At 55.1% G+C, this 9,956-nt stretch carries 9 protein-coding genes and 2 pseudogenes; 6 read left to right on the top strand and 5 right to left on the bottom strand.

Features of this window, described 5'->3' with window-relative positions; genetic code table 11:
• The 5 genes and pseudogenes from DD606_RS22355 to DD606_RS22335 form a co-directional block, all read left to right on the top strand.
• A pseudogene (locus DD606_RS22355) lies at window positions 1–833 on the top strand (IS91-like element ISVsa3 family transposase); the annotation flags it as partial.
• A gap of 30 nt (window positions 834–863) precedes the next feature.
• Window positions 864–1,748 carry a DUF3363 domain-containing protein gene (locus DD606_RS26520; RefSeq protein ID WP_001447541.1) on the top strand — a complete coding sequence of 295 codons (885 nt, stop codon included), beginning with the start codon at window positions 864–866 and terminating at the stop codon, window positions 1,746–1,748.
• A gap of 216 nt (window positions 1,749–1,964) precedes the next feature.
• On the top strand, window positions 1,965–3,179 hold the full coding sequence (gene floR, locus DD606_RS22345; protein WP_000214122.1) for a chloramphenicol/florfenicol efflux MFS transporter FloR: 1,215 nt from the start codon (window positions 1,965–1,967) through the stop codon (window positions 3,177–3,179).
• 27 nt (window positions 3,180–3,206) lie between these two features.
• The gene (locus DD606_RS22340) at window positions 3,207–3,512 is read left to right on the top strand and encodes a LysR family transcriptional regulator (protein ID WP_001255015.1); all 306 of its coding nucleotides are present in this window, start codon (window positions 3,207–3,209) and stop codon (window positions 3,510–3,512) included.
• Window positions 3,513–3,623: 111 nt separating this feature from the next.
• On the top strand, window positions 3,624–5,117 hold the full coding sequence (locus DD606_RS22335; protein ID WP_015344975.1) for an IS91-like element ISVsa3 family transposase: 1,494 nt from the start codon (window positions 3,624–3,626) through the stop codon (window positions 5,115–5,117).
• A gap of 175 nt (window positions 5,118–5,292) precedes the next feature.
• On the opposite strand, the gene DD606_RS22325 is transcribed toward DD606_RS22335, so the two are convergent.
• Both DD606_RS22325 and sul2 read right to left on the bottom strand, forming a co-directional pair.
• Complete coding sequence (locus tag DD606_RS22325) at window positions 5,293–5,595, bottom strand: phosphoglucosamine mutase (protein WP_000251875.1); 303 nt, start codon at window positions 5,593–5,595, stop codon at window positions 5,293–5,295.
• Between the two features lie 86 nt (window positions 5,596–5,681).
• Window positions 5,682–6,497, bottom strand: coding sequence for a sulfonamide-resistant dihydropteroate synthase Sul2 (gene sul2, locus DD606_RS22320; protein ID WP_001043260.1), 816 nt, complete (start codon window positions 6,495–6,497; stop codon window positions 5,682–5,684).
• A gap of 89 nt (window positions 6,498–6,586) precedes the next feature.
• Between sul2 and DD606_RS22315 the strand changes: the two genes are divergently transcribed.
• Window positions 6,587–7,677 (top strand): IS4-like element ISAba1 family transposase gene (locus DD606_RS22315; protein WP_085940648.1). Its coding sequence is split into 2 segments (ribosomal slippage): window positions 6,587–7,127 and window positions 7,127–7,677, totalling 1,092 coding nucleotides; the frame shifts between segments, so codons are not numbered across the junction.
• 196 nt (window positions 7,678–7,873) lie between these two features.
• Here the strand turns inward: DD606_RS22315 and DD606_RS22305 are convergent.
• The 3 genes and pseudogenes from DD606_RS22305 to DD606_RS22295 all read right to left on the bottom strand — a co-directional run.
• Window positions 7,874–8,359 carry a hypothetical protein gene (locus DD606_RS22305; protein ID WP_006581703.1) on the bottom strand — a complete coding sequence of 162 codons (486 nt, stop codon included), beginning with the start codon at window positions 8,357–8,359 and terminating at the stop codon, window positions 7,874–7,876.
• Window positions 8,360–8,396: 37 nt separating this feature from the next.
• The gene (locus tag DD606_RS22300) at window positions 8,397–8,525 is read right to left on the bottom strand and encodes a hypothetical protein (protein WP_032073144.1); all 129 of its coding nucleotides are present in this window, start codon (window positions 8,523–8,525) and stop codon (window positions 8,397–8,399) included.
• Window positions 8,526–8,584: 59 nt separating this feature from the next.
• Window positions 8,585–9,817 (bottom strand): annotated as a pseudogene (locus DD606_RS22295) (Tn3 family transposase); the annotation flags it as partial.
• Window positions 9,818–9,956 lie beyond the last annotated feature (139 nt).

Below are 9,956 nucleotides of genomic sequence, written 5' to 3'. Positions count from 1 at the left end.
CGCTGACGCACACCATCGCCCACCGGGTGGGTCGCTATCTGGAACGGCAAGGCCTGCTGGAACGGGATGTCGAAAACAGCTATCTGGCCTCGGATGCGGTGGATGACGACCCGATGACACCCCTGCTGGGGCACTCGATCACTTACCGTATCGCTGTCGGTTCACAGGCGGGGCGAAAGGTGTTCACTTTGCAAACTCTGCCGACCAGTGGTGATCCGTTCGGTGACGGGATTGGCAAGGTAGCCGGGTCCAGCCTGCACGCCGGCGTGGCGGCCAGGGCCGATGAACGCAAGAAGCTCGAACGGCTGTGCCGGTACATCAGCCGCCCGGCGGTATCCGAGAAGCGGCTGTCGTTAACACGAGGCGGCAACGTGCGCTACCAGCTCAAGACGCCGTACCGGGACGGCACCACGCACGTCATTTTCGAACCATTGGATTTCATTGCAAGGCTGGCCGCCCTGGTACCGAAGCCCAGAGTCAACCTAACCCGCTTCCACGGGGTGTTCGCACCCAACAGTCGGCACCGGGCGTTGGTCACGCCGGCAAAACGGGGCAGGGGCAACAAGGTCAGGGTGGCTGATGAACCGGCAACACCAGCACAACGGCGAGCGTCGATGACATGGGCGCAACGGCTCAAGCGTGTTTTCAATATCGACATCGAGACCTGCAGCGGCTGCGGCGGCGCCATGAAAGTCATCGCCTGCATTGAAGACCCTATAGTGATCAAGCAGATCCTTGATCACCTGAAGCACAAAGCCGAAACCAGCGGGACCAGGGCGTTACCCGAAAGCCGGGCGCCACCGGCTGAGCTGCTCCTGGGTCTGTTTGACTGACGAGCCTGAAGGCCAACGATACCAATCAAAATGCTGCGTTCACAGCGCCGCGGCAGGGATCCGCCGTGCTGGTTGTCGGAAAAGGAGCCGCTAGTGGGAAAGAGGAGGGTAAATTTTCAGCGTTGCTGGCTCCCCGTCAGCCGGATTGGGTTGCATCGCAGGGGTGTCGAAAGAGTCAACTGCGGTCCAAAGCTGTTGGACTTGGGTGAAAAGGGCGTTTATTCTTCCTATACGTGCCGCGTTCCAGGCGGCGACTATGAGGGCTATGTCGATGCCCATGTGCGCCGGCTGGAGGCGCTACGCCGGGCCGGTATCGTCGAGCGGATCGACGCCGACCAATGGCGCATCCCCGATGATCTGGTCAGCCGTGCCGCCGCCCATGACGCCGGCCGAGACAGTCAGGCCAGCGTTCGCGTCCTTTCCCCGGTCGATCTGAACAAACAGATCGGATCGGACGGCGCGACCTGGCTGGACCGGCGGCTGATCCACGGCGAGACGGCCGACCTTGCGCCAACCGGCTTCGGGCAACAAGTCCGCGAAGCCATGGACCAGCGCCGCGAGCACCATATCGAACAGGGCGACGCCACCCGCAGCCGGGACAGCCGCGTCTTCTACCGGCGCAACCTTCTCGCCATCCTGCGGGAGCGCGAGGTAGCCGGCGTCGGATCGGATATGGCTTTGAGTAAGGGCCTGCCGTTCCGCGCCGCCACGGACGGCGAGAGCGTCAGCGGCAAGTTTACCGGAACCGTGCATCTATCGAGCGGCAAGTTCGCCGTGGTCGAGAAATCCCATGAGTTCACCCTTGTCCCGTGGCGGCCGATCATCGACCGCCAACTCGGCCGCGAGGTTATGGGCATCGTGCAGGGCGGGTCGGTGTCGTGGCAGTTAGGGCGGCAGAGGGGGCTGGAACGCTGAGTGCGCCCATGCCGCATTGCGAAGCAAAAGATAATCGGATAAAATGTAGCAATTCATATTCGTAAGCGTGGAGTAATCAGATGGGAAATTCCAAGTCAGCAGACAAGTAAGCCGCAACAACCAGTATTGTTGTTGCGGCGCTCTGTAAGGCTAGTCTCATCTGATTGCTGACGAGCAGACGTCGCCCGGTATTCCTTAATCGAGGGTTGATTCGTCATGACCACCACACGCCCCGCGTGGGCCTATACGCTGCCGGCAGCACTGCTGCTGATGGCTCCTTTCGACATCCTCGCTTCACTGGCGATGGATATTTATCTCCCTGTCGTTCCAGCGATGCCCGGCATCCTGAACACGACGCCCGCTATGATCCAACTCACGTTGAGCCTCTATATGGTGATGCTCGGCGTGGGCCAGGTGATTTTTGGTCCGCTCTCAGACAGAATCGGGCGACGGCCAATTCTACTTGCGGGCGCAACGGCTTTCGTCATTGCGTCTCTGGGAGCAGCTTGGTCTTCAACTGCACCGGCCTTTGTCGCTTTCCGTCTACTTCAAGCAGTGGGCGCGTCGGCCATGCTGGTGGCGACGTTCGCGACGGTTCGCGACGTTTATGCCAACCGTCCTGAGGGTGTCGTCATCTACGGCCTTTTCAGTTCGATGCTGGCGTTCGTGCCTGCGCTCGGCCCTATCGCCGGAGTATTGATCGGCGAGTTCTTGGGATGGCAGGCGATATTCATTACTTTGGCTATACTGGCGATGCTCGCACTCCTAAATGCGGGTTTCAGGTGGCACGAAACCCGCCCTCTGGATCAAGTCAAGACGCGCCGATCTGTCTTGCCGATCTTCGCGAGTCCGGCTTTTTGGGTTTACACTGTCGGCTTTAGCGCCGGTATGGGCACCTACTTCGTCTTCTTCTCGACGGCTCCCCGTGTGCTCATAGGCCAAGCGGAATATTCCGAGATCGGATTCAGCTTTGCCTTCGCCACTGTCGCGCTTGTAATGATCGTGACAACCCGTTTCGCGAAGTCCTTTGTCGCCAGATGGGGCATCGCAGGATGCGTGGCGCGTGGGATGGCGTTGCTTGTTTGCGGAGCGGTCCTGTTGGGGATCGGCGAACTTTACGGCTCGCCGTCATTCCTCACCTTCATCCTACCGATGTGGGTTGTCGCGGTCGGTATTGTCTTCACGGTGTCCGTTACCGCGAACGGCGCTTTGGCAGAGTTCGACGACATCGCGGGATCAGCGGTCGCGTTCTACTTCTGCGTTCAAAGCCTGATAGTCAGCATTGTCGGGACATTGGCGGTGGCACTTTTAAACGGTGACACAGCGTGGCCCGTGATCTGTTACGCCACGGCGATGGCGGTACTGGTTTCGTTGGGGCTGGTGCTCCTTCGGCTCCGTGGGGCTGCCACCGAGAAGTCGCCAGTCGTCTAACCGACGACTGGTAGCAGGCCCGCTCCGATGCGGCGCACTAACCATCGAAACCTCGTGAATGTCGGTATCCTGTCTGGCAGGATACCGCTCATTTCCCTTGTTCAGTTCATCGCCGTCGCCGAGCATCTGAATTTTCGGCATGCGGCCAAGGCACTTGGTATCAGCCAGTCGAGCGTCAGCGCGCGTGTGAAAGCGCTGGAGGATAACCTTGGTGTCCTGCTATTTGAGCGCCATGCGCGGGGCGTTCGGCTAACAGACGCAGGCAGGCACTTCATGGAGCGTGTCACGGCGGGTGTCGATCAACTCGATCACGCAGTGAAGACCGCGGAGTGACGGGCACTGGCTGGCAATGTCTAGCAACGGCAGGCATTTCGGCTGAGGGTAAAAGAACTTTCCGCTAAGCGATAGACTGTATGTAAACACAGTATTGCAAGGACGCGGAACATGCCTCATGTGGCGGCCAGGACGGCCAGCCGGGATCGGGATACTGGTCGTTACCAGAGCCACCGACCCGAGCAAACCCTTCTCTATCAGATCGTTGACGAGTATTACCCGGCATTCGCTGCGCTTATGGCAGAGCAGGGAAAGGAATTGCCGGGCTATGTGCAACGGGAATTTGAAGAATTTCTCCAATGCGGGCGGCTGGAGCATGGCTTTCTACGGGTTCGCTGCGAGTCTTGCCACGCCGAGCACCTGGTCGCTTTCAGCTGTAAGCGTCGCGGTTTCTGCCCGAGCTGTGGGGCGCGGCGGATGGCCGAAAGTGCCGCCTTGCTGGTTGATGAAGTACTGCCTGAACAACCCATGCGTCAGTGGGTGTTGAGCTTCCCGTTTCAGCTGCGTTTCCTGTTTGCCAGCCGGCCCGAGATCATGGGGTGGGTGCTGGGCATCGTTTACCGCGTCATTGCCACGCACCTGGTCAAGAAAGCGGGCCATACCCACCAAGTGGCCAAGACGGGCGCGGTCACCCTGATCCAGCGTTTTGGATCGGCGCTCAATCTGAATGTTCACTTCCACATGCTGTTTCTCGACGGTGTGTATGTCGAGCAATCCCACGGCTCAGCGCGTTTCCGCTGGGTCAAGGCGCCGACCAGCCCAGAGCTCACCCAGCTGACGCACACCATCGCCCACCGGGTGGGTCGCTATCTGGAACGGCAAGGCCTGCTGGAACGGGATGTCGAAAACAGCTATCTGGCCTCGGATGCGGTGGATGACGACCCGATGACACCCCTGCTGGGGCACTCGATCACTTACCGTATCGCTGTCGGTTCACAGGCGGGGCGAAAGGTGTTCACTTTGCAAACTCTGCCGACCAGTGGTGATCCGTTCGGTGACGGGATTGGCAAGGTAGCCGGGTTCAGCCTGCACGCCGGCGTGGCGGCCAGGGCCGATGAACGCAAGAAGCTCGAACGGCTGTGCCGGTACATCAGCCGCCCGGCGGTATCCGAGAAGCGGCTGTCGTTAACACGAGGCGGCAACGTGCGCTACCAGCTCAAGACGCCGTACCGGGACGGCACCACGCACGTCATTTTCGAACCATTGGATTTCATTGCAAGGCTGGCCGCCCTGGTACCGAAGCCCAGAGTCAACCTAACCCGCTTCCACGGGGTGTTCGCACCCAACAGTCGGCACCGGGCGTTGGTCACGCCGGCAAAACGGGGCAGGGGCAACAAGGTCAGGGTGGCTGATGAACCGGCAACACCAGCACAACGGCGAGCGTCGATGACATGGGCGCAACGGCTCAAGCGTGTTTTCAATATCGACATCGAGACCTGCAGCGGCTGCGGCGGCGCCATGAAAGTCATCGCCTGCATTGAAGACCCTATAGTGATCAAGCAGATCCTTGATCACCTGAAGCACAAAGCCGAAACCAGCGGGACCAGGGCGTTACCCGAAAGCCGGGCGCCACCGGCTGAGCTGCTCCTGGGTCTGTTTGACTGACGAGCCTGAAGGCCAACGATACCAATCAAAATGCTGCGTTCACAGCGCCGCGGCAGGGATCCGCCGTGCTGGTTGTCGGAAAAGGAGCCGCTAGTGGGAAAGAGGAGGGTAAATTTTCAGCGTTGCTGGCTCCCCGTCAGCCGGATTGGGTTGCATCGCAGGGGTGTCGAAAGAGTCAACTGCGGTCCAAAGCTGTTGGACTTGGGTGAAAAGGGCGTTTATTCTTCCTATACGTTGTCGGCAGCGGGCCAAAAAGGAATACGTCCATGCCCATCGAGGTGAAACCGGCTGTGAGCGCGGGTTCAAGCATATAGCCCGACAGGCGCGTATCCTTGCCGATCACGACACGATGGCGGTGGTCACCGCGACGAAAGACACGGCCAGCCGCCATGCCGACGCGCAAGGCGGTTTCCGCCGTCATCGCGCCTTCGTTGGCTTTGCCACGAATACCGTCTGTGCCGAAATATTTGCGCACCATAAGGTCGATTATCCTGTCGTCGGGTCGCCCTCAAAGGGGACATGCCTGCTGAACCGCGAATATAGAGAAATATCCCGAATGTGCAGTTAACGAATTCTTGCGGTTTCTTTCAGCGCCGCCAATACCGCCAGCCCGTCGCGCAAGGGGCGCGGCTCGTGTGTGCGGATGAAGTCAGCTCCACCTGCGGCGGCGGCAAGCTCTGCAGCGAGTGTCGCGGCCCCGACATCCCCCGGACCACGGCCTGTGAGCGCGCGCAGAAAGGATTTGCGCGAAACAGACAGAAGCACCGGCAAATCGAAGCGCAGCCGCAATTCATCGAACCGCGCCAGCACCGAGAGCGAGGTTTCGGGAGCAGCCCCCAGAAAAAACCCCATGCCGGGATCAAGGACAAGGCGGTTGCGTTTGATACCGGCACCCGTCAGCGCCGCGATGCGCGCGTCAAAGAACGCCGCAATGTGATCCATGATGTCGCCAGCGGGTGCCTCGCGCCGATCTGCCTGCCCGTCTTGCACCGAATGCATAACGACGAGTTTGGCAGATGATTTCGCCAATTGCGGATAGAACGCAGCGTCTGGAAAACCGCGAATATCATTGAGATAGGCCACACCACGCGACAAGGCATAGGCTTGCGTCGCGGGTTGATAACTGTCGAGCGAGACGGGAATGCCATCTGCCTTGAGCGCGTCCAGCACCGGCGCGATACGCGCGATTTCTGTGTCGGACGAAACAGGCGCGGCGTCGGGATTGCTGGATGCCGGACCGAGGTCGATCACATCTGCCCCCTCGGCCATCAGCTTACGCGCCTGCGCAATGGCTGCGTCTGGCGCCAGATACCGGCCTCCATCGGAGAAACTGTCCGAGGTTATGTTGACGATGCCGAAAATGATGAGCGATTTATTCATGGGGGCTTCTATAATAATCTCTGTACACGACAAAAATAGATAACTCATTGAAATAATGTCACAATAATTGTTTTCTAACGACGAATACTATGACACATCTCAATGAGTTATATCTTATCTTAAACAAATCTCTAAAATGGAACAAGTCACATTTAAAGTGCTTTGCGCTCATCATGCTTGTGATTATTTTAAAGCAAACATGTAATCTTTCTTCTGCATCTAAAGCCTTGCCCATCAAGTGTTTACCACAATCATTTTATCGACGTATGCAGCGCTTCTTTGCAGGTCAGTATTTTGATTATCGTCAAATTTCTCAGTTGATTTTCAATATGTTTTCATTCGACCAAGTGCAACTGACTTTAGATAGAACCAATTGGAAATGGGGAAAACGAAATATTAATATCCTGATGCTCGCAATCGTTTATCGTGGAATAGCGATACCTATCCTTTGGACATTGCTTAATAAACGTGGAAATTCAGATACGAAAGAGCGTATTGCTTTGATTCAACGCTTTATAGCCATTTTTGGTAAAGACCGTATTGTGAATGTGTTCGCAGACAGAGAGTTTATCGGTGAGCAGTGGTTTACATGGTTAATTGAACAAGACATCAACTTCTGCATTCGTGTTAAAAAAACTTCATTGTCACCAATCATTTAGGAAAGAATCATAAAATTAGTGATTTATTTCGCCATCTTAAAGTTGGTCAAATTGAATGTCGTAAACGACGGATTTTGGTTGGTCGGGTGAAACTATATATAAGTGCACTACAGTTAGAAAATGGAGAGCTTTTACTCGTCGTTTCTCCTCAGTTTAATGCCAATGCTATTCAGGATTATGCATTACGCTGGGAAATTGAAACCTTATTCAGTTGTCTCAAAGGACGCGGGTTTAATCTTGAAAATACGCGCTTGACAGACCCTAGACGAGTGAAAAAATTGATTGCGGTGTTAGCTATAAGCTTCTGTTGGTGTTACTTAACGGGTGAATGGCAACATAATCAAAAAAAAGCGATAAAAATAAAGAAGCATGGACGACTCTCAATGAGTTTATTTCGCTATGGTTTAGACTATGTTCAAATGGCGATTCAGCGTTTAATTGGTTTTGGGAAAAAAGAAGAGTTTAAGGAAATTTTGGCAATTTTAAGAAAGCAGAATCCTGATAGGATAAGGGTTCTGTGAAATTTGTCGTGTACAGAGTATAATAATAATAATCGAGCATGAGTCTCATACGGATGCTCGGGTCGAAAGGGAATCCCCAGGCGAGTAACCTGTTTGCGGTGATCCATTAGCTGCAGGAGCAGAAGAGCATACATCTGGAAGCAAAGCCAGGAAAGCGGCCTATGGAGCTGTGCGGCAGCGCTCAGTAGGCAATTTTTCAAAATATTGTTAAGCCTTTTCTGAGCATGGTATTTTTCATGGTATTACCAATTAGCAGGAAAATAAGCCATTGAATATAAAAGATAAAAATGTCTTGTTTACAATAAAGTGGGAGTAGTAATTTCGTTACTTTGTTTAGAATTTCTTCAGAAATATTTCTTAATAAATCGTGTTTTTCAACAAGCGTAAAATTACTTTCTAAAATCTCTTGTTGTTTAGCTCGAGTTTGGGTATAAGCCCCATAATAAAATTGACGAGGATCTTTAAGCACGTACCAATCTTTCATTTGGATTACAGTACGGCCCTTATCGTAAAGATCAAATTCAGGCTGCCATAAAGGTTTGTAATGAAAATTAATTTCTTCCTGAATATCGTAGGTCGCTTCTTGATAACGTGAAGCTGGTTTATCACCAAATCTTTTTTCAATATAAGCATAAGTATTTCTTAAAGGCTTAACTGAAGATGTTTTAATATCAATTTGCATATAAATCTTCCTGATTTTTTAATAAAGACTAGAGTTTTTATTCTCTAATACCGGCCTGTCCAAATCGCCACTTCATGCGGTCATATTCAATCTTTGCAAAATCATCCGTACTTAGGTGCTGTACTTGATGGTGTGCGCAGAATTCTTCAAAAGCCTTGACTGGCATAATCATTTCTACAGCTAACTCTGGATGGGGTCGTTTGCGGGAGGGGGCGGAATCCTACGCTAAGGCTTTGGCCAGCGATATTCTCCGGTGAGATTGATGTGTTCCCATCCGAGCGGCGAAACATGGGCCAAGAGATCGGGCGATAGCAGCTTTCCATCGCGTTTCTGGTTTGCAACGACCTCGCCGAGCTTCATGGTGTTCCAGAAGATGATGATGGCGGCGAGCAGATTCATGCCGGCGATGCGGTAATGCTGGCCTTCGGCGGAACGGTCGCGGATTTCACCGCGGCGGTGGAAGCTGATTGCCCGCTTCAGCGCATGATGAGCTTCGCCTTTGTTGAGCCCGATCTGGGCACGCCGTTGGAGTTCGGCATCCAGAATCCAGTCGATCATGAACAGGGTGCGCTCGACGCGACCGACTTCCCGCAGGGCTGTCGCGAGCTCGTTCTGCCGCGGATAGGAGGCGAGTTTCCGCAGAATCTGGCTTGGCGCGACGGTCCCGGCAGCAATGGTGGCGGCGATGCGCAGGATGTCGGGCCAATTGCGCTCGATCATGGCTTGGTTGACCTTTCCGCCGATCAACGCTCGCAGGTGCGCCGGGGCGGCCGACGGATTGAACGCGTAGAGCCGTTTGGATGGCAGGTCGCGGATGCGCGGAGCGAACCGGTAGCCGAGAATGGCACATGCGGCAAAGACGTGATCGGTGAAGCCGCCCGTGTCGGTGAACTGCTCGCGGATATGGCGTCCAGCATCGTTCATCAGCAGGCCATCGAGGATGTAAGGCGCTTCGCTTGCCGTTGCAGGAATCACCTGGGTTGCGAACGGCGCATATTGGTCGGAGACGTGGCTATAGGCTTTCAGGCCCGGGGTATTGCCATATTTCGCGTTGACCAGGTTCATGGCCTCACCTTGCTCTGTAGCGACGAAGAACTGTCCGTCGCTCGAAGCCGACGTGCCCATGCCCCAGAACCGGGCCATGGGTAACGCTGCCTGTGCCTCGACCACCATGGCCAGCGCCCGGTCATAGGCTTCGCCCTCGACATGCCACCGTCCAATGCGGATCAATTCCCAGAAGGTGTGGGTGTTTGTCGCATCCGCCATTTTGCGCAAGCCGAGGTTGATCCCTTCCGCCAAGATAACGTTCATTAGCCCGATCCGGTCAGCGCAGGGTGCTCCTGTGCGCAGATGGGTGAACGCTTCGGTGAAGCCGGTCGCCGCATCCACCTCCAGCAGGAGATCGGTGATGCGCGTGGGCGGGATCTGCTTGTAGAGATCGAGCACCAGATCTTCGGCGCCTGTCGGCGCGAGAGCATAAAAAATATTGGGGCAGCGTGAGCTATGCTGCCATCGCTGGTCCCTTCCCGTCACTTTGAAAACCCGGATACCAGCAGACAAATTTATCCTGCAGTTCGTTATTCAAAACGGCGGTCCG

This window comes from Enterobacter cloacae complex sp. GF14B, from assembly GCF_004136805.1.
Lineage (GTDB): Bacteria > Pseudomonadota > Gammaproteobacteria > Enterobacterales > Enterobacteriaceae > Enterobacter > Enterobacter hormaechei_C.
Note: the sequence above shows the minus strand (reverse complement) of the source record. Positions and strands in the feature narration are given on the sequence as shown.